Genomic DNA, 21,498 nt, shown 5'->3' with positions numbered 1-21,498 from the left:
AAATGAGGGGCATGATTCTCGCTGAACCGAGCACCTTGAGGTTACTTGGGTATACACTTTAAATAATATGACGGAATTGGGCTTCATTTTAGTTACCTACACTAAAAGCTCATTAAGCGCTCAATCGTCCAAAATACGGCAATTGAGCCAATACTATATGGCAATAATTTTTTGCCCCACTCTTTCGGCGAAAGAAACGATTTTATCACTTTAAACAAAACGATAACCGCCACAACGAAAATCAGTTGCCCTAGTTCTACGCCAATATTAAATGTCGCTAGTGCAAGGAACATCTCTGTTTGTGGCAAACCGATATCTGTCAGCGCGCCAGCAAATCCAAAGCCATGAAGCAAGCCAAAGATAAAGGCAACTAACCAAGGCTTTTGGCTTGTTAAGGATGGTTGGCCTTGTTGCACTTTCACTATTTCTAAAGCCAGAAATACGATACTTAATGCGATAACAGCTTCTACAGGAGGCCCCGGAAGTTTAACCCACCCCATCACAGAGCAACTTAACGTAATACTGTGAGCGACCGTAAATGCGGTGATCGTTTTTACCAGCTTCTTGAAACCGACCGAAAGTATCAACAACGCTAAGACAAATAACAGATGATCAAACCCTAAAAGAATGTGCTCTATTCCCAACACAGTATAAGTCTTCGCGACTTGCCACTTTGTGGTTTTTTCCGGCAACCTGATTTCTGGGTTATCAGGTTTGAGCATGAGGGTTAGCTTTTCACCATTGAGATATTCGATACTAATCAGAACATCCACCATGGTCTTTTCTTGGTTGGCTATCGCCAAAGTAGTCCCTTGTAAATGGCGAGGAGCGTGGAGCTCATATTGAATGACTAAACTGCCACTCATCAGTTTACGAACGCCCGACTCTTTTAAAGTAAACTCGTCGGAAAATACAGGAACCAATTTGATGACCTTGTCGCCTTTAATCGGAACTCTCCACAACAAGTGATAACTAGATTCCGTAGTTTGTTGCATTTGAAGATACGCAGGGCGAATCTCGTGCGCTTTCACTCCTGAGCAAAATAATGTAAAGAAAAGGACGAACCAACACTGTAAAAGTCGTATTTGCACTATTTCAACCCATTTAAGCTAGCCAATATCTCGGCTTCCTGAAGTTCACCTAAGAGTTCAGATTTCATGACAACCTTATATTTCTTTTTCAACTCTTTATATATCGAGCCTTTCGCATCACTTTGTGTGTCAAACTCGTAATCCCTCTGAACTTCATTGCGAACACTTGCAAAGTCGGGGAAATAAGCACTTTCCTTTTCTGAAATAAACACCAAATGCTCCCCGAATCCTGATGAAATAGGACCAGCCCAGACATTGAGAGGCTGGGTATCCAAAGCAGCGTAGAATGCGTTGCCAAACGCTTTGGTAATTTCAGATTTCGCAGCTTTGTAAAGCCGAGAAGGAAGCAGTACAGGATCGCCTTTTTGAGTTAGAGCTGATTCCGAGGCTACTTCCGCTTGAGCCAGCAGAGTTTTTGCGTAAGCTTTCGGGTCATCATGATTGTTTCGATTAAAGGTAACCTGCTTGAGAGAGTAACTGGCGGGGATTACGTATTTTTCTTTATTACTGTCAAAATACGTAAGAAGGTTTTCTTCACTAGGGGGCATAACAACTTTAGTCAGGTCATTCGCCATAAACTCCATCTTCTGCGAAAGACGCCGTTTTATGATTTCATCATCTTCATCTAAATTTAATTTCAGCGCCTCCTGATACATGATTTCCTGCCGCGTATAGCGTTCTAGCAGCCCCTTCAACTCTTCAAACGTCGGCTCCCGCTTCCACTGTAACTCCCAAAGCGACCTGATATGATTGATTTTATTGTCATTAATGACAATTTGATATTCGTCTTCCGTATCGGTATTTATCTGGCTGTACACCAAAAAAATCGCCACTCCTAATAAAACAAAATGTAGAAGTGGCTCTTTCATCCATTTATTCATAAGCTACTTTTTGCTGAGTTATACCAAATTGGTGAGCTGTATACGCGTTCTTGTATCGTTGCAGGATGACCTGTTTCCGCGACATTGATGCCAAGCTCGATAGCATCTAATAATGAATACCTTGGCGTTGGGATCTCCAATGCCCGTACATAATAAAATGCGTTTTGCTCAGGGCTAAAATCAGGATCTTCCCAAAAAGTACTTAACTCTGGCGATCCTATCGTATTGGTGTACTTGCCCGTTGAAAGATCGACGGTGTTACCTACTTTGACGCTTCCGTCTGTTCTTCCATCCGACAATGCCACATCGTAAATTTTCTCCTGTGCAACCCCTTCCTCACTCAGCCAGCCCTTAATAATTTGTACTCTGTCTAAGTTTGCGCCATCAGGATCTTTCATTACAGAAATTAAAAAACCCGGAGCGCGGCCATCTGATGGTTGATATAAATCTCCCCCCATTGGCACCCCTTTACGGTAACCTGTGTTTACCATCTCGGAACCCAAATCCTCTTCACTAAAATCAAAGCTACCGAATACGCGCAGGGTAATACGCGGCCCCGTTGTCGCATAGACTTCTTTGCGCTGGAAGGCATCAACTAAACTTTGCCGAGTGTTGCTTTCTGCCCATACGCCAACCCATCCTGCTGCGCCCATATCCCAACCTTTAGATGAACCAAGACCTGTTGGATGTGGTCGTTTTTCTGGCGTTGAATCATGCTGACCTTTTCCGCCAAAATTATTTTCTTCAATTGAGCTCATACCTGTATGGGAATCGCTACTGCCGACAAAACCAACTTTAAATGGATTCACTCCGACTTTCTTTTCTAGTTCCAAACCGGTTTTCAATCCCGAGCGTACATAGTCAGCTTTTGTTGGTTCAGGTCTTACGCCATCAGGAGTCAGCGCAAAATCATAAGTTTCATAATCTGCAAACTCATCGTTCGGCGATAAAGCTGGGTGTGCCTCTGAATCACCTTTGATTTGTGTTATCTCAACAGATCGCTCCCACTTCATACGCTTCCTTGCATAATCAGCATCAATGGGTTCACCATTCAAACGCGTTTCCGCAAACATCAAACCTAAACTGATATTTGGATTATGAGGAATAGCGACGAATTCCGCTCCCGTTTTCTGGCTGGTTGCATCAAGCCACGCCCACAAGTCTTCTGGATTATCACTCTCTAACGAACTGTAAGGAATAAACTGATTGGCGACATCGCCGCCCTGAGGCATGAAAATCACCCTATGGAGGTTGGCTCCTCGGTTATTGGAGGTCCACTCCCAACCTATTAATGTGGTAAATGTACCAGGGTTGTTGTACTTTTCAGCGGTTTCAATGTAACGCGTCCAGGCTTCCTTCGTTTTTTCTCCACCAAAATCACTCACTAAATCTTTGGCTCCCAAATTCGCTTCATTTGGTTGGTCAAACGCTGCGTAATTGAGAATCTCGTATATTTTCTGCAAATTCTCTTCGGATTTATTTGGCGCAATCGCGAGGAACGTTTTACCTGTTTTGGTATCAGAAATCCCAGGTGTATTTTGATACATCAAGGGGATAGAACCTAATAGTTCAGCATGATCGGCGACGACAAGGAAATCGAGCGGTTTTGACAGTTTCCATGGTTTGCCCGTTGTTGGGCTCTCAACTTCTTCACCGCGGGCAAATCGATAGGCGATTTCAGGGGTAGAGTTAGGCGTTCCAAACAAAAACACATCAAAGGAGTTACCCGTATGATTGTGAGTATCTCCCCAGTAAACGTCTTTCATCGGATTTACTTTGATGTTTCTGTCTGATTGCGGTGAAACTGCGGTTTCCGCCCCCTCGGGCTCTGCATTTGTATATTCTTGGCTGTTATTACAACCAGTTGAGGCAAGAATAAAAAATGTAATGAGGGGAAGTGAGTACTTAGCCATAATGAGATTCCCGTAACAATACTTACGACGATAAATTACAACGACTAGTTTGATTTACTTTTAACCGTAGTACATAAGTATAGTGATGCAATGAACAATTAAACTATTTCAAAGCATGAACGGGAGCGGCAATTGAGTGTGTGGGAAAGCCAAGGTGTGTCGCGGAGTTGTTAATCCTTTAATTCTTATCCACTTTTAATCTTCTGTACTCACAAAAACTATTCTTGCCACACTATATAAGCTCAAGCTAAGAGTCGATCATCTGTATCAATTAAGGAGCACTGTTATCCTTTACTCCCTACGGGAAACCCTCAAAGTTGATCGTGGTGCAGGTAGAGAACATTGCAAAAAGATCATGAATAAGATCTGAGTTGTTAATTCAATCTAATTCAAGTTGCCAACACGCATAGAAAAATGATGCCGAGAAGATGCAAAAAGCCCGCAACATATCAGTATGTAGCGGGCTTTTTTATGTGATGCCTGCAGCATAAGTCTGCATAACTGAGAAGAACTATCAAAGGCTTAAAATACAGTTTGCAACATAAGTTCGCATAACGTTGTATGTATGTAACAAACTTTTGGACAGAACCTTGTCAGTAACTTTGATAAATTAACCTCAACTCGGGATAATTTAAGCCAGTCAGTACAGCTCTTTTAGCACCTAACTGCGTTAAAATCACCGCAATAGACCAGACTAGGTAACTACGGATAACTTTCTGTATCCCAACTTTTATTCTCACTGACAATAACATTGTTTATTTGTGAAAGACTTCTTCGAACCAAGTGCTCTAAAAACTGCATCCTCAAACAATTTAGACTACGTTTAATGTGGTCTAGTATAAAACGAATATGTTCAAATAATTGAGGTAAGCTCATGAGCATCAGCAAGCGTCTAGCTGTTTCTACAATACTTGTTAGTATGAGTTTCACGACTTTTGCGGAAGACGATGTCCAGGACATGTCCGATCCCCTTGCTGTTTATACGCAAATAGGCGCAGGCTTTACAGACAAAGGGATTAATCTAAAAGTAGGTCAAGCATACGATACTGGCTCCGATTTGACTGCGGGTATGAACGTCATGGAGGTAAAAGGGGTTCTGGGTGACGTTTTTGGATGGCGAAGTAAAAAGACTTTGGATAACTCCGTCGATTCATTCAGATTTCGTAACTTCAGCGTTAAACTGGAAAATGGTCGTGCCGCTCAACTTGACGTAAATTACAGTCTGCAACCCTCTCTAGTAGCAGAAGAAACCGCTGATATTTCTTATAGTTTAATTCAAGCACTTCCCCCATTTGGCAACTTTACTCTCTACCCTCTAGCGGGTGTTGGCGTATCAATTGGTAATGATGCGCTAGAAGACGACGGAACCATAGATAGTGGTTACTCTATCATGGGCTTATACGGTCTCGTTGGAATGTACTCAAAATACCAATTAACTGAAAAAATTTGGTTAAACTATAATCCTTTTTGGCTCAGCACGATTTCCGGTTCTGACAATTATACTGATAACTATTATGGCAAAAACACCAGTCATATTCTTACTCATGAGTTCGCTGTGAGTTACCAATTTACCCCAAGATTCAACCTGAGATATTTTGCTAATTGGAATGAAAATCTTGATTTTTTGGATGGAGACCATCGTCTGGAATTCAACTACCAACTTTGATTAAACTTCCATTGTAGAACTTACGATATGCCCCTGTTTTTTTTCATAGAAAGATAAAAGTTGAGCATGCGCTATGGATTCTAACTGATAATTAGCTCGGATAACTTTAAGTATCGAAAATTCTTTGGTGCAGTTTGCCACTAACGATCTGTGTTAAAACATAACGGGGCATTTCAGTGTTTCATGCCCCATCAGATAAAAGCAGTTCAACAAGCACCAATCATTACTGGCTTGTAGTGGTGGTATCGATTGATATTAGTCGCTAAGGGAAATCAACCACTGATACCCATGCCGGATTGGCGCCACAACGGGCGCGGTCTAGCTCACTGAGCTGGCCAGTCTGAGCATCAATTTGATACAAGGCCAAGTGATCAGAGAGCTCACCGCTAGCCAGTAAATATTGTCCATCAGGGGTCAGCGCAAAACTGCGTGGCTGAGTGACAACATGATCATACCCTGCGTAGCGTGGTATGGGGTCATTAGCCGTAATTTCCAAGCGGCTAATAATGCTGGTGGTACGCTCTGAGACATATAAAAAATGGCCGTCAGCCGATAGCTGAATATCCGCCGCCCAGGCGCGGGGCACATCAGGCACTACGCGTTTCGATGGCGGCAGTCCTTTTTCCAAACCAAGCATTTCAAGGGGCGCAGCTTCCACTTCATCAATCAGCGCCATCGCTCCGGTTTTACTATCAAAAGCAAACACGTTCACCGATGCGATCATTTCACACAGTACGTAGATAAACTGACCACAAGTGGAAAACACCAAATGACGCGGCCCTGATTCACGCGAAAAAGAGTATTGATGAACCAAAGCTACTTCATGATGACTATCATCTAAATGTCGATAGACATTGACGCGATCCTGCCCAAATTCGGTAGCCACCAACCACTGGTTATCCGGGCTAATATTACAAGCATGACAGTGCCCTTCCAGCTGGATGGTGATGTTGTTTACGTTCAAACTGCCGTCGTCTTCAATACGGTTTAAGGTTGCCATATTATGATTAAATGAAGCGCTCAGTAGCCAGTGGTTATTGTGGTCAATATCCAAATTGACCATGCTTGCTGCCTGTTGCGTCCTATCCAATTCCGTCAGATCCCCACTCCTTGGATCAATCGCTAGGCGTACAATGCAATAAGGCGCTTGGCGCAGAGCGGCATACAGATAGTGTCCATCTCGACTCACCACCATCGGCATCACCAAACTGCCAACATTAGTGTTTCCTATATGTATGAGTTGCTCCCCTTGTTGTTGGTAGCGAGAGATGATGCCGGACTCCGCGTTAGAGAGGTAGATAAACCGTTTCATGTAATCCTCTTGACCTGGTTGGCCGTGCCTTGGGCAGTTATCTTTTAATCCATTAATCTCGATAAGTAAGTGGTCAAACTAAAGCGATTTTAGCCAGCTAGCATTATCAAGTACTTATATTAATTGGTAAAAGAGGAATTCTAGACTATTTCGGAGAAGATGTTGTGAAGGTGAAGCTTATGTTCTCAACCTACAACAAAATAGGTAATGAAGACTTATAATGCAAATACGCAAAAAGCCTGCAATGTTTTCACATTGCAGGCTTTTTAATGGGTGGGGCCCAGCCACATCCCGGCACACAAGTCACACGCTGCGGCTGCTTCCTTCCGGACCTGACCGAGTTCACGAGCTATTGTTGCGAGAGGACCAGAGCCCCATAATTCTTTTGTCGAGGGCTTACCTCAAACGATGGGGCGATTATTCAGTATCAGCCCTCATAATGCAAGGGCAAAAGCCTTTAAATTCACCATTTAGCGATCGTTTGAACAAAACTCGGTCAATATAAAGCGTTAAGCTTAATTCCCTCAATGGCTTCTGCGTTTTGCATTAAGCCCACAGTAAAGCCACACAGACATGCACTCTCAGTCTCGTACACTCGCTTCCTATCGTGCGCGCTTACAGTTCTGCTTCTTCATCACTGCTACGTAAAATGTAATCCGTCATCCAGGCAGTTCCCAATAGGCAAATCCAAACTACGAACACTGGTCTCGGAACATCTGTTGCAGGGCTCACGACCAATGCAGCAAAGCCTACGGTAGGCAGTGTCCAGCATAGCAGCTTGCTCCAGTGTATAGACTGCTTGAGCTTAGTCAGTGCCTCCATTGAGGAAAGCATTCCGATCAGGCTAAGTGAGACAAGAGCTGCATAAGTTAAATCCGCGACCCATAAAGGCACCAGCAGCAATAACGGCCACCAGCTGTGCTTGCTCGACGCTTTCCAGTGGGTTATCGACCACCACATAGTAATAACGGCAAGTGTCTGAACCGCAGTAACGGACGCTGAACCATCAAGTTTTCCGCCCTGTTGAGTCACCATAATCCCCACCTGTAGCGTTAATACAATCAGGCCAGTGGTAAGCAGTACGCCTAATGAACTTCGGTGAGAAAAAACCACCATCAATAATGGAAAAAGAATTAAGATACCAATAGACAGTGCAATTGGCTGTACTGAAAGCGTAGCTCCAAAAGCCATCATCGCGCCAAGCAACACCAAGCCGGCAAAACCGCCTTGAGGTAATAACCATAACGCAGGGATCATGAGAGCAAGTACCGGAAGTTCGCCGCCACTTAAACTCATGGCTCTGACACAGACGACGGCGAGCAAGGCTGCGATAAAAAACTGAATGGTTGCAAAAATCATAAAGCCTCCTAGCTTCCCCACCTAACTTGGAACTCAACGATACAAAACTCAGTTCTTATACATCATTAAGTGGGGCTGATTACAAATATGCTAACGCACCAACAAGCGACGTTAACCAGCAAGAAAAAAAGATAATAGCTGGCATTGGTATAACTATTAGCAAAAGACTCGTTGCCTGTATTACCATTCCTTGGTAATTCACAACGGACACTTTGAGTATGGATCAATTCTTAGCCCAAATCTTTGCTGTAATTCACCAAATTCCAAAAGGGAAAGTGTCAACCTACGGCGAGATTGCCAGAATGGCGGGCTATCCGGGATACGCACGACACGTGGGAAAAGCGCTAGGAAACTTACCGGAAGGCAGTAAATTGCCTTGGTTCAGAGTGATTAACAGCCAGGGAAAGATTTCATTAAAAGGACGAGATTTGGACAGGCAGAAAGAGAAGCTGGAAGAAGAGGGAGTATTGGTGTCTGAAATCGGAAAAATATCGCTTAAAAAATACAAATGGCAGCCTTAACAGCTGCCATTTTTCGTCCATACCATTAAGTCAGCAAACGGATATTAACGTACACCAACAAGTCTGATATCTACCTGATGAGTTTGCGCCTCATCAGTAATCACTGCGTGACGAGTATCGCTGATAAAGCGTAACTGGCCATCCACCTCGATACGCGCACGAACACTGTAAGTATGCTTTTCTTGAATTTCATTGCTGTCATAGTTCAGTTCAAATGCAAAAGGAACTTGCTTGCCCTCTGTTTCAAAAGTCTGCTTAGCGAGCACTTTTGATGGCGCATCAGCCAGAGAAACATCTTCTAGTGACACAGTAACCACCGCATTAGGCGGTAAAGCGATACGTTCACGGTAAGCCACTGTACCTGTAATTGTCTTCATTGACACCTCAGCAGAATCCATTTCTGTTGTTTGAGAATTTTGGCAACCCACTAATGCAGCACCAAATAATAAAGATGTAACAAGTAAGAGTGTTTTTTTCATATATTCCTCAGGATGAGTATAAAACCGCGCTAAGTATAGAGTTGGAACAGTAAACTGTCTCCTGTTAGTTACTTGATTTAACAATAGTTTGACGAAGTGTCGATTTACCAACCAGCTGATTTTGTTTCATTTTTACTACAGGTTATACTCATAATACTTATACCAAAACGGTGAGGAGAGAGAATGAGTAAACCACTAAGAGAATTGTTGAGCCTATTACAACTAGAACAATTAGAAGAAGGCTTGTTCCGCGGACAAAGCGAGAACTTAGGTTTACCTCAAGTGTACGGTGGCCAGGTGATTGGACAGGCTCTTTCTGCAGCTCGTTACACTGTCGAAGAAACTCGTACCGTACACTCCTTCCACAGCTATTTCTTATATCCGGGGGACCCGGAAAAGCCAATTATCTACGATGTAGAAAACCTGCGAGACGGCCGAAGCTTCAGTACCCGCCGCGTCAAAGCGATTCAAAATGGCCGCCCTATTTTTTACCTGACAGCTTCATATCATAGCGATCAACCCGGATTCGACCATCAGAAAACCATGCCGGATATACCTGGCCCGGAAAATTATCCTTCGGAAAGTGAGCTGGCTAGCAATATTGCCGAGTATCTGCCTGAGAGACTGCGCAAAACATTCTGCGGCGAGAAGCCAATTGAGATGCGTCCGGTGACGGTGATTAATCCGCTGAAACCTACCAAAGCAGAACCTAAGCAGTATCTTTGGATTCGCGCCAATGGAGAGATGCCTGATAACCAACTGATCCACCAGTACTTGCTGGGGTATGCTTCAGACTGGGGTTTCCTGGTTACTGCGCTGCACCCGCACGGCGTTTCTCTGATGACACCAAACTTCCAGGTCGCTACCATCGACCATTCTATCTGGTTCCACCGCCCGTTTAAGATGGATGAATGGTTGCTGTTCGCCATTGAAAGCCCGACAGCGAGTAACACCAGAGGGCTGGTTCGTGGAGAAATCTACAACCAGCAAGGCCACTTGGTCGCCACCGCAGTCCAGGAAGGTGTCATGCGTCATACCAAATAGATTAACGTTCTTGTAAAACTATTTAGAATGAAATTTATTGGAGCGCAATGCGCTCCTTTTTTATGGTGTTTTCTTGTACTTTAAGAGCGACCGATAGGCAGTTCTGTGGTGTACTTGATCGATTCCATAGCAAAAGTAGACGTAACATTCGACAGCCCTTTAACGCTGTTTACCAGGCGCTTATAAAACTTATCAAAGCACTTCATGTCCTTCACCAACACTTTCATCATGTAATCGTACTCACCGGCCATGCGATAAAACTCCATCACTTCGGGAAAATCACTCACTGTCGTTACGAAGTGGTGATACCACTCTTCTGAGTGATCAATGGTTTTAAGTTGCACAAACGCAATAAACGACAGATCCAGCTTGTCCGCACTCAGCAATGCTACTCGCTTTTCTATATATCCTTCATCTTCAAGCTTCTTGAGACGTTTCCAGCACGGAGTTGTTGTGAGATTAACCCGCTCGGCTAACTCGTTTAATGACAAAGTTCCATCTGTCTGGAGTAAAGAAAGTAACTTCCGGTCAATTTTATCTAAATTATTTTCCACAATTATCAACTAAAGGGGAAATTATTTCCCCAAATAAACATAAGTTAAACAAATATAGCAAAGTTTTTCTCTTCTTTTATAGGTAAATTATTTTCATAAAGCACTTACTTTCAAGGAGAGACGCTATGTGTACTGACCACCAGTGGATCAATAATGCTGTACGTAAAATTGAAGCCGATTTTCAACGCTCTGCCGACACTCATCTGATAAAACTTGACCTTCCTTCTCTTGATGGTGTCGATCTCTATTTAAAAGATGAGAGCACTCACCCTACTGGCTCACTAAAACACCGTTTAGCGCGTTCTCTGTTTTTATATGCAATTTGTAATGGCTGGATCGGCCCGGAAACCACGGTTATTGAAGCCTCGTCAGGTAGTACCGCGGTTTCTGAAGCCTACTTTGCCCGTCTGCTTGGTTTGCCGTTTATTGCCGTGATGCCGAAATGCACCGCCCGTAAGAAAATAGAACAGATTGAGTTTTATGGCGGTCAGGCACATCTGGTCGATCGCTCGGATCAAATCTATGATGAATCCCGACGTCTCGCAGAGGAGCTCAATGGTCACTATATGGATCAGTTCACTTACGCGGAACGTGCGACCGACTGGCGTGGAAACAATAACATCGCAAACTCTATCTTCAGTCAAATGGAGTTAGAAGATCACCCTGTCCCAAGTTGGGTGGTCATGAGCCCGGGTACCGGCGGTACTTCGGCAACTATTGGGCGCTTTATCCGCTATCAGAAATACGAGACGAAACTGTGTGTTGCGGACCCAGAAAACTCGGTATTTTATGATGCATTTCATACCGGAAATTCAGCGCTGAAATGCGAAACAGGAAGTAAGATTGAGGGTATTGGCCGCCCCCGTGTAGAGCCGAGTTTTATTGCCGGAGTCGTAGATAAAATGCGGAAAATCCCGGACAGAGCAAGCGTAGCAACCGCGCACTGGGTTTCCAATTTGATCGGACGTAAAGTCGGGGCTTCTACCGGTACCAATTTATATGCCGCCCTTCAAATTGCCTGTGAGATGAAGTTGCGTGGCGAGAGTGGCTCGATTGTCACCTTACTTTGTGATTCCGGCGAACGCTATTTAGATACGTATTACGACATGGCGTGGGTGAAGCAAAACATCGGTGACATCCAACCTTATGTTGCTCTGCTCGAGACCATTCAGGCAAGGGGGTGTACAGAACCGGCTTGTTGTGAGCCTGTTCTCGGATAGAGGGAAATACAAAACAGCCCGCGTAATGCGGGCTATTTTTATATTGTTTAAGCGACTACTTTTTCTGACGCGCTTCAAAAGCGGCTAACTGCTCTGGCGTTGCAGCAGGTTGGTGGTTTTGTTTCCACTCATCGTAAGTCATGCCGTACACACGCTCACGCGCATCATCGATATCTAAGTCCACACCCAGTTTTTCTGCTTCTGCTGTGTACCACTTGCTAAAACAGTTACGGCAGAAACCTGCAAGAATCATCAGGTCAATATTCTGTACATCCTTATTTGCGTCTAAATGAGCCAACAGGCGGCGAAATGTCGCAGCATCTAACTTATCTTGTTCTTCTTGTGTAAGGTTTTTGTATTTAAACTCGGCCACTTTAACTTTCCTTTTTAACTATTTTGCCTGCTGTTCTCGGTAACAGATACCGTCCTAACGGCCATACCTTATATGAGAACGACAAGCTCTATTATTCTATTAATGGTTCGTCACACAGGGTAACGCCAAGTTATCAAAAACGCCATTGTGTCTCACTCAAAATCAATTATTACTCTACCCCAATAAACTCAAGATGCTTGGGTATATAAGTAAAAAGCACCGAACGTTGAATTGCCGGTGCTTTTTGTTTTTGGTTGCTCAATCTATCTAAGGATGCGTAACGCGTCCCTTAGAGTCCTGACTCAGCGCTTTATTGAGCTCCGCTTCCACATGACCCGGAGCACGGGTATTCGCTGCAATTAAGCGATACATGGCAGGAATAACAAACAAAGTAACCAGTGTGGCAAAGCCCATACCAAAGAAGATAACCGTACCAACGGCAACGCGGCTTTCATAACCTGCGCCGGTTGATGATATAAGTGGTATCGCACCAGCCAGAGTCGTAAATGCCGTCATTAGAATCGGGCGCAGACGACGGGCTGCTGCATCAACAATCGCTTTTTCAAATTCGATGCCTCGGTCGCGTAGCTGGTTGGCAAACTCAACAATCAGTATGCCGTTTTTCGTTACCATACCAATAAGCATCACCATACCTATCTGGCTGTAGATGTTCATGCCTTGTTCCATTACGACTAAGCCTAGGAACCCACCAAACACCCCCATAGGTACGGTAAACATCACAACTAATGGGTTGATGAAGCTTTCAAACTGAGCAGCCAATACTAAATAAGCCACCAGCAAAGCAAGCGCAAAAACAATCGCAACGCTGGACTGATTCTCTTTAAAGTCTTTCGACTCGCCGGAGTAGCTCACTGAAATATCATTCGGTAAAGAATCTATTGCTTGTTGATCAAGGTAATCCAGAGCATCACCTAATGTGTAGCCATCGGATAAGTTGGCTTTAATCGTAATCGATTTCTGCTTGTTATAGTGTGAAAGACGAATCGATGCTGCCACTTCATCTATCTTAGTCACCGTATCGAGCGTCACTAACTCGCCGCTGTTGGTACGCAGATAAATCTGACTTAAATCCGCTGCACTGTTAAAGCTGTTCTCGTCGCCGCGCAGGTAAACGTCGTACTCTTCACCACGGTCGACATAAGTGGTTGTGCTTTTACCACCTAACATGATCTCGAGCGTATCGGAAATATCTGCCACGCTGACACCAAGCTCTGCTGCGCGTTGTCTGTTAACCGTGACCAACAATTCTGGCGTTTTCTCAGAGTAATCGATCTCTGCGCCTTCCATCATTGGCGAGTCTTCAGCAATGTTTTTCAGCTTATCAGCCCAAACTAAAAGTTCATCATAGTCTGAGCCGCCTAGTACAAACTGAACAGGTTCACTTGAACCACCACGGAAGCCGGGCATAAACGGGAATACACGCACATCAGGAATTCCAGCAAGTGCCCCGCGAACTTTGCCCAAAGCGTCTTGCGCGGTAACACTTCTGTCATTCCAGTCATCGAGGATCATGATGACAAAACCCGTTTGGTCACCGGCTTGACCACCAAAAGCTGGTGTCTGAATGCTGAAAGATTTTAGAAAGCCCTGCCCTAATAGTGGCATTAGCAGATCTTCAACGATATCCATATTTGCAGACATGCGGTTATACGAGGTTGCATCCGCGCCGCGAACAAAGGCAAAAATTACTCCTCGGTCTTCTTGCGGTGTCAACTGAGCAGGAACCTGGTTCATCAAGGCATAGCTACCGCCAATACACGCCAGAATAATAAGCGGTGCTATCCAGCGAACTTTTAATGCCCCTTTTAGCGCACCTCGATAACCTCTCTCCAGTTTCACAAAAAGACGATCGACAGCCGCATTAAAGCGGTTCGGTTTGACATTCGCTTTTAGAATTTTACTGCCCAATACCGGAGTCAACGTAAGCGCTATCAGTGAAGAAAAAATCACCGACATAGCTAAAAGCACCGAAAACTCGGTAAATAGCAAACCAACCATGCCATCCATAAAGGAGATAGGTAAGAACACCATCACCAATACAAATGTGGTTGCGATAACGGCAAACCCTACTTCTCGCGTCCCTTTATAAGCAGCAAGTAACGCAGATTCACCACGTTCAATGTGGTGGAAGATATTCTCCACAACAACGATGGCGTCATCTACCACTAGACCGATAGATAAAATAAGCGCCATCAAGGTGATGAGGTTAATTGAAAAGCCAAAGTAATAAGCGGCGATAAAGGACGAGATAAGCGACACCGGAACAGTAACCGCCGGTATCAATGTTGCTCGAGCCTGACCAATGAAGATGTACAGCACAAGAATAACCAGACCGCCGGTAATAAACAGCGTGCTGTAAACCTCTTCGATAGAGCGTTCGATGAACACCGTTGCATCATAGTCAATGGCAAGGCGCGTGCCGTCAGGCAGGAATTTCTGGATGTTGTCTACTTCAGTTCGAACTGACTTAGCCACTTCTAACGGGTTCGCATCAGACTGAGGCACCACGCCCAAACTGATGTTCACTACACCGTCACTTTTAAAGGTAGAGTTCTCGTTTTCTGCGCCAATAAAAACATCCGCGACATCTTTCAGATAGATTGGCGTTCCGTCACTTGCACGTTTTACAACCAGATATTGAAAGTCTTCCGTCGTGTTATAGGTTCGCGCGGTCCGTACCGACATGACAGTAGAATCATTACGTACTTCACCACCGGGACTTTCCAGGTTCTCACTGCGCAGTGCTGTGGTGATATCCGACGCCGTTACCGCGCGTCCGGCCATGAGTTCTGGTTTTAGCTTTACGTACATCACTTTGTACAACCCGCCAGAAAGATCGATCGAGCTAACCCCGGAGATAAGACTAAAGCGGTCCATCAACACGCGTTCTGCGTAGTCCGTCAGTTGGGTGCGATCCATTTCTGATGAGCTTAGATTGATATACAGAGAAGCCTGACCCGAGCCGTTGTTCTTGAAAACAATCGGATCATCAGCTTCATCCGGTAATGAACGTTGTGCCCGGGCTACAGCGTCACGTACGTCACTCACGCCTGTATTAAGGTCGTAACCTAATTCAAAAGTAATCGTAATTCTCGACGAACTGTTACGTGTGGTGGAACTTATCTCATCAATACCACTGATACCCGAAAGCTGGTCTTCAAGCACTGACGTAATCTGGCTCTCAATGATAGTTGCCGACGCACCTTCGTAACGTGTCGAGATTGATACAACCGGACTTTCGATGTCAGGCATTTCGCGTACTGCTAGTTTGCTGAATGACACAAAGCCAAACACACAAAGCAGCATACTCAATACCAACGCCGCAATAGGACGTTTAACGGAAATATCAGAAAGTAACATTAGTTCTGTTCCTTATCTGATTTTAAAGGTGCAACAATCTCTTCGACTTTCACACCATCACGCATGTTGACGATACCCTGAACAACGATCTTGTCACCTACTTCGACACCCGATTCAATAACAACTTCGTTATCAACACGTGCCCCAAGAAGCACTTCTTTACGAGACGCTTTGTTGTTTTCGTCGATAACATAAACGAATCGTTTCGTACCCGAATATTCAAGAGCCTGAACAGGAATGATTGGCGCTTTAATTGCGGGAAATGCCAAGGATGCATTCATCAACATTCCCGGTTTTAGACGGTTTTCCGGGTTATCAAACTCAATACGCACGCGAAGGTTTAGTGTTTCAGAGCTGATACGAGTATCGATGCCCGTCACTTCGCCGGTAAAAGTTTGCGCGCCCCAGGCGCTGGTCTTGGCTTTGACATCCATCCCGACAGATAACATCGACAAGTAACGTTCTGGTACCTGTAGATCCAGTTCCATTACTGAAAGATCATCAAGGGTGACCAGTTCAGTACCAACACTGACCATTTTACCGCGACTGAAATCAACAAAACCGACGGTTCCGGAGAAAGGCGCATCAATATGTAGGTCGGCGAGATTAGCTCTCGCTGCATCAAGTCGAGCTTCTGCGATTTGCACACTTGTTTTCTGAGCATCAATCTCGGTTGGAGTGATGGCATTACGCTTCACCAAGCGCTGAAACTCAGTGAGCTTACGTTTCTCATCTTTTAGGTATGCCTGAGCCTCAACAAGCGCAGCGCGAGCTTTATCATCATGAAGCTTTATCAGTAACTGTCCTTGCTGAACGCTTTGATTCGCTTTGACAGCGATTTGCTCCACTTTGCCCGAAACTTCAGAAGCAATAACAACAGACTCAGCGGCCTTTAATTTACCGATAAGAGATAAAGATTGATTAATTTCGTGTGTTTCTACTTGCTCTGTCACAACAGTAATAGCAGTCGGGCCACGCTGTGCAGCAAAAGTGGTATGCGATGCCATTAAGATAGAAAGCATTAGAACTGATAGAGATAAACGGGCTTTCATGTTCATATTATTGGTTACTTAACGAATAGACTTTGGTCATTAAACTCGCTACATATTACCAATAGTTACGTCTCCAAACGTCAAGTATTGTAAATTCACGAAAAAAGAATGGTGCTCTGCTGTATAAAGGACAGACAAAATGCTGACTTTCTGGCACCTTTGACTAAAAAGGCAGCGTTCAACGCAAAAACGCAGGAAAAACGCTTTACAGCTTGAGCGAGTTTGCTATGATGCGCTCCGCACTTGGGAGATGTGTTGGGAAAACATTTTCTAAGTTTGCTTTGTTAAGCATAAAAAATACCCTGGAGGGGTTCCCGAGTGGCCAAAGGGAGCAGACTGTAAATCTGCCGGCTCCGCCTTCGATGGTTCGAATCCGTCCCCCTCCACCATATTCTCTTATGATCTTCCTCTGGATAGACTATAAGAAACACTTGGAAAACGTGTTGGGAAAACCTTTTCTAAGTATAAAAACACCCTGGAGGGGTTCCCGAGTGGCCAAAGGGAGCAGACTGTAAATCTGCCGGCTCCGCCTTCGATGGTTCGAATCCGTCCCCCTCCACCATATTGAAAAAGCCAGCTCATCGAGCTGGCTTTTTTCGTTCTATGCCAGATTAACCTTACTCCTTTCCAAGCTCTATCAATAATCCTGATGCTTCGGTTAACAAATCATTATCTACTTTCTCTATATACCAATCACAGTAAATCAGTGATCAGTGTATTGCGCAGGATTTATTACAAATGGAAAGTCTTAGAGCAAGGCACAAGCTGAAGTAACTAGTTATTCTAATTGCATAATCTATTAAACAGCTCTCAGCGATGTTAGCCAGCAAAAATAGTCGAGTACTTAATTAGCTTGGTATGAATTAGAATAGCGGAGAGTTACAGATACAAAAAATCCCGCTATAAGCGGGATTTCTATTTTGACTAAATTGAAGGTTGTAGGCTATTAACCTTGGATGCCAACAATCAGCCAAGGAGCATTTGGTACCGTCAGGTCACGCTCTAAGTGCCAGATATCAGTGATATCTTCTTCGATACCTTCAACGGCATCACGGTAACGGCCACTGAACTGCAAGCTAAGCTCTGCTTTGTTCGCATTGTAATCCGCGCGAACTATTTCAGCGTCAACGTACATAACATCTGTATGTTGTTCACCATCCAGTTTTGCACGTTCAGCTTTCAGATCGTCTAGCAAGCTTGGCGATACATACTCTTCTATCGTGTCTAGCTGATTGTGGTTCCACGCACCTTGCAGAATACGATAGTGCTCGCGAGCACCATTAACAAAACCTGCCTGGTCAAACCCCGGTGGATAGTTATGTGGTATTTCTGTTTGCGCACCGAAGCCACCAAAACCACCCGCGTTTGCGTTTGGCTGCTGCTCAAAATTTTGAGTGTTCGGCTGTTCGAACTTAGAGTTGTTACCACCAAATGCCGGCTGGTGACGATGCTGGTTCATACTACCCTGCTTAGCACCTAGCATACCTCGCATTAGCTTGAAGATGAGGAAAGCAATCAAACCAATAATAAGGATATCCATAAACTGGATGCCTTCAAAAGCGCCACCAAAGAACGCGGCAAGCAGACCACCAGCTAAAAGACCACCAAGTAAACCACCCATTAAACCTTTCTTACTAGAAGGCTTAGCGGTTTGATCCTTACCAATTGTATTTGTGTTTTGTTGCTGCTGTTTAGGCGCTGGCGCCGTTTTGTAACTCTTACCAAAAGACTTACCACCACCAAACTTTTTCGCTTCTGCGATCGGTGTTACAGCGACGGTAAACATCAGCAGAGCGACAATCGAAAATATGCGTTTCATCATGACCCTTACTATTGACGAAAGTTATCCAAGAATGTGACCGACTGATACGACATTTCATCGCTTCAGGCAGTAGCACGTCAAAGACAAGTGTAGTGTCATCATACTCCGTATGCCTGCTCATTAAAACAATATAACGGGTCTGACATGTATCAGAATATTGCGAACTTATATTCCAATTTATCTAGGGTCTGTTGACGGCTAATAAGTCGGCGACTATCATATTGAACAACGTTCAATAAGGCAGTTTGAAACATGGCGCGCAGAAACGATCACACCAGAGAAGAGTTAGTTAATCTGACTTTGGCAACCGTAAAAGATTTTTTAGAAGAAAACTCCTATCATGAGCTCAGCCTTCGTAAAATCGCCAATATGATCGGGTATGTGCCAAGTACATTAGTTAACATTTTTGGTAACTATAACTTGTTACTTTTACACGCTGTTGCCCAGACTCTCGATGAATTATCACAAGCCTCACTAGAAGCCACTAGTAATAGTAAAGACGCCTACGAGACACTTTTTAAACTGGCCTACTGCTACCACGATTTTGCCCAAAAACATCCATACCGCTGGCAACTGGTCTTTGAGCACAGCATGAACGGGGCCGAACTTCCGGAATGGCACGCCAAACGCATTGACGGCATGACAGGCATGTTAGAGTCACTGCTTGCACAACTTGCTCCGCACCGTACAGAATCGGAAGTCATTCAAGCCAGTCGCGTATTATGGTCAGGCGTACATGGCATTACTTTACTTAGTGTTGATGATAAGTTTTTTTCTAGTGAAGTCGTTGACGGCAAAGCATTAATTCACAACCTATTGTCGAACTATCTCACTAACTGGTAATAAGGCTTTTAAATGTCATCTGACCGACATCCCTCCTTGCTAAGACAAAGAAAGTTCCTGCCTTACTTCATTACTCAGTTTTTCGGCGCTTTCAATGACAACATCTTTAAGAATGTATTACTGCTTTTTGTCGCCTTTGCTGGTGCCGGTGCGTTACCAGTTTCCAGTAACTTATTCATCAATTTAGCCGCTGGATTATTCATTCTCCCTTTTTTCCTTTTCTCTGCGTCTGCGGGCGTTTTAGCGGATAAGTATGAAAAGTCCTGGTTTATCCGCAAAGTAAAGCTCTTTGAAATTGCAATTATGCTGTTAGGCGCAATTGGTTTTATCACAGAAAGTTATGGCGTATTGCTGTTACTGCTGTTTTTGATGGGGACACAATCTGCCTTTTTTGGCCCTGTAAAGTACGCCCTGTTACCACAAAACCTGAACGATAAAGAGTTAGTTCCCGGCAACGCACTGGTTGAAGCCGGTACTTTTATCGCCATTTTAATCGGCACCCTTGGCGCTGGTATTATCGCCTCATCCGAGAATGCCAAATACATCGCTGCGTTCAGTGTTGTATTGTTTGCTCTGCTGGGCTACTTATCCAGCCGCTTCATTCCGTTTTCAGCAGCAAGTGCGCCAAACCTTACGTTCCGCTGGCAGCCCTATAAGCAAACCAAACACACACTTTCAATCTGTAAATCAGACCGGATTGTATTCCAGTGCATCATGGCAATCAGTTGGTTCTGGTTCTTAGGCGCAGCTTATCTGACTCAATTTCCAAACTTCACCAAGGTGTACCTCAACGGTACAGAGAGTGCGGTTTCATTCCTGCTGGCACTATTTTCAGTCGGTATCGCTTTGGGCTCACTAATCTGTAACTGGATTTCCAATCACCGGATTGAAGTCGGTATCGTTCCTATTGGCGCTTTGGGCATTACTATTTTTGGCTACCTGATGGCGACATCGGTGCCAGCTGAACTACCACAGTTCCAGACTTTTGGCGAATTTATTAACTACAGAGAATTCTGGCCGCTATTTGTCTATTTGCTTTTGATTGGCGCATCGGGCGGATTATTTATCGTTCCTCTCTACGCGTTAATGCAGCATAGAGCAAAAGAAACAGAGCGTGCGCAGGTCATCGCCGGTCTCAACATCTTTAACTCAATGTTTATGGTAGGAAGTGCCGTTCTGGGTATTGTCTGCCTAAGCGTGCTGGAGATGACAATTCCCCAGTTATTTGCCCTGCTGTCGATTTTGAACTTCCTTATTGCCGCCTACCTCTTCATGCAGATCCCTGTCTTTGTGGTGCGTTTTGTCGTTTGGGTACTGACTCATACCATCTACCGGGTAAAACATAAAAACCTGCATAACTTACCAGAGCAAGGTGGTGCGCTAATCGTAGCTAACCATGTCAGTTATATGGACGCGCTGCTGCTAAGTGCGGTATGTCCCCGGTTAATCCGCTTTGTAATGGAAGAGGACTATGCCAATCTGAAACCAATTAGGGGCTTCCTGCGTCGCACAGGTGTCATCCCCATTTCAGCGAACAACAGGATTTCTATCCGAAGAGCATTCACTGAAGTCGAACAAGCGCTCGCAGCCGGTGATATCGTGTGTATTTTTCCTGAAGGGAAACTCACCTCTGACGGAGAGATCAACGAGTTTATGCGTGGCATTGATATCATATTGCGCCGAAGCCCTGTACCTGTGATCCCTGTAGCACTGAAAGGATTATGGGGCAGCTACTTCAGTCGATATAAAGGCCGTGCCTGTAAAGGGTTACCTAATAGGTTCTGGTCAAAGCTGGAGATCGAGGCCGGAGAACCAGTCCAGCCGAGTAATGCGACCGCTCAGTTAATGTTTGAGAAAGTACGAGACCTTCGGGGAGACTGGCGTTAACTGTCTTGGATCTGTTGCCCCCTGATATAATGAATGCGAGCATATGTTTAGAATATCTGAACATGTGTTCAAATCATTAAGACAAACTGACCATAAACGA

17 protein-coding genes, 2 tRNA genes and 1 other RNA gene are annotated in these 21,498 nt (G+C 44.5%); 8 read left to right on the top strand and 12 right to left on the bottom strand.

What is annotated here, in order from left to right; all coding sequences use genetic code 11:
* Nucleotides 1-101 precede the first annotated feature (101 nt).
* The 3 genes from KHN79_RS04610 to KHN79_RS04600 form a co-directional block, all read right to left on the bottom strand.
* Nucleotides 102-995 carry a HupE/UreJ family protein gene (locus tag KHN79_RS04610; RefSeq protein ID WP_182008270.1) on the bottom strand — a complete coding sequence of 298 codons (894 nt, stop codon included), beginning with the start codon at nt 993-995 and terminating at the stop codon, nt 102-104.
* Between the two features lie 95 nt (nt 996-1,090).
* A complete protein-coding gene (locus tag KHN79_RS04605; protein WP_182008271.1) occupies nt 1,091-1,972 on the bottom strand; it encodes a peptidyl-prolyl cis-trans isomerase in 882 nt (293 codons plus the stop codon).
* A complete protein-coding gene (locus tag KHN79_RS04600) occupies nt 1,969-3,885 on the bottom strand; it encodes a DUF3604 domain-containing protein (protein WP_182008272.1) in 1,917 nt (638 codons plus the stop codon). Before KHN79_RS04600 ends, KHN79_RS04605 begins: the two co-directional genes overlap by 4 nt.
* Nucleotides 3,886-4,759: 874 nt before the next feature.
* On the opposite strand from KHN79_RS04600, the gene KHN79_RS04595 reads away from it, so the two are divergent.
* Nucleotides 4,760-5,551: a hypothetical protein gene (locus tag KHN79_RS04595; RefSeq protein ID WP_182008273.1), complete on the top strand. Its 792-nt coding sequence runs from the start codon at nt 4,760-4,762 to the stop codon at nt 5,549-5,551.
* A 262-nt stretch (nt 5,552-5,813) separates the two neighbouring features.
* Here the strand turns inward: KHN79_RS04595 and KHN79_RS04590 are convergent, their stop codons facing one another.
* The 3 genes from KHN79_RS04590 to KHN79_RS04580 all read right to left on the bottom strand — a co-directional run bounded on the left by KHN79_RS04590 (nt 5,814) and on the right by KHN79_RS04580 (nt 8,222).
* On the bottom strand, nt 5,814-6,863 hold the full coding sequence (locus KHN79_RS04590) for a beta-propeller fold lactonase family protein (RefSeq protein WP_182008274.1): 1,050 nt from the start codon (nt 6,861-6,863) through the stop codon (nt 5,814-5,816).
* A 275-nt stretch (nt 6,864-7,138) separates the two neighbouring features.
* Nucleotides 7,139-7,235: signal recognition particle sRNA small type (gene ffs / locus KHN79_RS04585), an RNA gene on the bottom strand.
* 243 nt (nt 7,236-7,478) lie between these two features.
* Nucleotides 7,479-8,222 carry a hypothetical protein gene (locus KHN79_RS04580; RefSeq protein ID WP_182008275.1) on the bottom strand — a complete coding sequence of 248 codons (744 nt, stop codon included), beginning with the start codon at nt 8,220-8,222 and terminating at the stop codon, nt 7,479-7,481.
* 218 nt (nt 8,223-8,440) lie between these two features.
* Here KHN79_RS04580 and KHN79_RS04575 point away from each other — a divergent pair, with 218 nt between their 5' ends.
* Entirely contained in the window at nt 8,441-8,743 is a 303-nt protein-coding gene (locus KHN79_RS04575; protein ID WP_182008276.1) for a DNA base-flipping protein, read from the top strand.
* A gap of 44 nt (nt 8,744-8,787) precedes the next feature.
* Here the strand turns inward: KHN79_RS04575 and KHN79_RS04570 are convergent, their stop codons facing one another.
* The gene (locus KHN79_RS04570; protein ID WP_182008277.1) at nt 8,788-9,222 is read right to left on the bottom strand and encodes a YbaY family lipoprotein; all 435 of its coding nucleotides are present in this window, start codon (nt 9,220-9,222) and stop codon (nt 8,788-8,790) included.
* A 183-nt stretch (nt 9,223-9,405) separates the two neighbouring features.
* Between KHN79_RS04570 and tesB the strand changes: the two genes are divergently transcribed.
* On the top strand, nt 9,406-10,266 hold the full coding sequence (gene tesB / locus KHN79_RS04565) for an acyl-CoA thioesterase II (protein WP_182008278.1): 861 nt from the start codon (nt 9,406-9,408) through the stop codon (nt 10,264-10,266).
* 80 nt (nt 10,267-10,346) lie between these two features.
* Here tesB and KHN79_RS04560 read toward each other — a convergent pair whose 3' ends face one another.
* Nucleotides 10,347-10,820: an Lrp/AsnC family transcriptional regulator gene (locus KHN79_RS04560; protein ID WP_182008279.1), complete on the bottom strand. Its 474-nt coding sequence runs from the start codon at nt 10,818-10,820 to the stop codon at nt 10,347-10,349.
* Nucleotides 10,821-10,945: 125 nt separating this feature from the next.
* Between KHN79_RS04560 and KHN79_RS04555 the strand changes: the two genes are divergently transcribed.
* Nucleotides 10,946-12,040: a PLP-dependent cysteine synthase family protein gene (locus KHN79_RS04555; protein ID WP_182008280.1), complete on the top strand. Its 1,095-nt coding sequence runs from the start codon at nt 10,946-10,948 to the stop codon at nt 12,038-12,040.
* Nucleotides 12,041-12,095: 55 nt separating this feature from the next.
* Here the strand turns inward: KHN79_RS04555 and KHN79_RS04550 are convergent, their stop codons facing one another.
* From KHN79_RS04550 to KHN79_RS04540, 3 genes are all read right to left on the bottom strand, one after another.
* Nucleotides 12,096-12,413, bottom strand: a complete 318-nt coding sequence (locus KHN79_RS04550) for a DUF1244 domain-containing protein (protein ID WP_014231244.1) — start codon at nt 12,411-12,413, stop codon at nt 12,096-12,098.
* Nucleotides 12,414-12,680: 267 nt separating this feature from the next.
* Nucleotides 12,681-15,794, bottom strand: a complete 3,114-nt coding sequence (vexH, locus tag KHN79_RS04545; protein ID WP_182008281.1) for a vibriobactin export RND transporter permease subunit VexH — start codon at nt 15,792-15,794, stop codon at nt 12,681-12,683.
* Nucleotides 15,794-16,852, bottom strand: a complete 1,059-nt coding sequence (locus KHN79_RS04540; protein ID WP_182008282.1) for an efflux RND transporter periplasmic adaptor subunit — start codon at nt 16,850-16,852, stop codon at nt 15,794-15,796. Before KHN79_RS04540 ends, vexH begins: the two co-directional genes overlap by 1 nt.
* Before the next feature lie 298 nt (nt 16,853-17,150).
* Between KHN79_RS04540 and KHN79_RS04535 the strand changes: the two genes are divergently transcribed.
* Together KHN79_RS04535 and KHN79_RS04530 are read left to right on the top strand one after the other, a co-directional pair.
* A tRNA-Tyr gene (locus tag KHN79_RS04535) sits at nt 17,151-17,235 on the top strand.
* 88 nt (nt 17,236-17,323) lie between these two features.
* Nucleotides 17,324-17,408 (top strand) — tRNA-Tyr (locus tag KHN79_RS04530).
* Between the two features lie 384 nt (nt 17,409-17,792).
* On the opposite strand, the gene KHN79_RS04525 is transcribed toward KHN79_RS04530, so the two are convergent.
* Nucleotides 17,793-18,665, bottom strand: a complete 873-nt coding sequence (locus KHN79_RS04525; RefSeq protein ID WP_182011111.1) for a Tim44 domain-containing protein — start codon at nt 18,663-18,665, stop codon at nt 17,793-17,795.
* Nucleotides 18,666-18,920: 255 nt separating this feature from the next.
* On the opposite strand from KHN79_RS04525, the gene KHN79_RS04520 reads away from it, so the two are divergent.
* The gene (locus tag KHN79_RS04520) at nt 18,921-19,511 is read left to right on the top strand and encodes a TetR-like C-terminal domain-containing protein (protein ID WP_182011110.1); all 591 of its coding nucleotides are present in this window, start codon (nt 18,921-18,923) and stop codon (nt 19,509-19,511) included.
* Between the two features lie 12 nt (nt 19,512-19,523).
* A complete protein-coding gene (locus KHN79_RS04515) occupies nt 19,524-21,398 on the top strand; it encodes an MFS transporter (protein ID WP_182011109.1) in 1,875 nt (624 codons plus the stop codon).
* Nucleotides 21,399-21,498: the final 100 nt, after the last annotated feature.

It is taken from the genome of Vibrio sp. B1FLJ16 (assembly GCF_905175385.1).
Taxonomy (GTDB): domain Bacteria; phylum Pseudomonadota; class Gammaproteobacteria; order Enterobacterales; family Vibrionaceae; genus Vibrio.
Note: the sequence above shows the minus strand (reverse complement) of the source record. Positions and strands in the feature narration are given on the sequence as shown.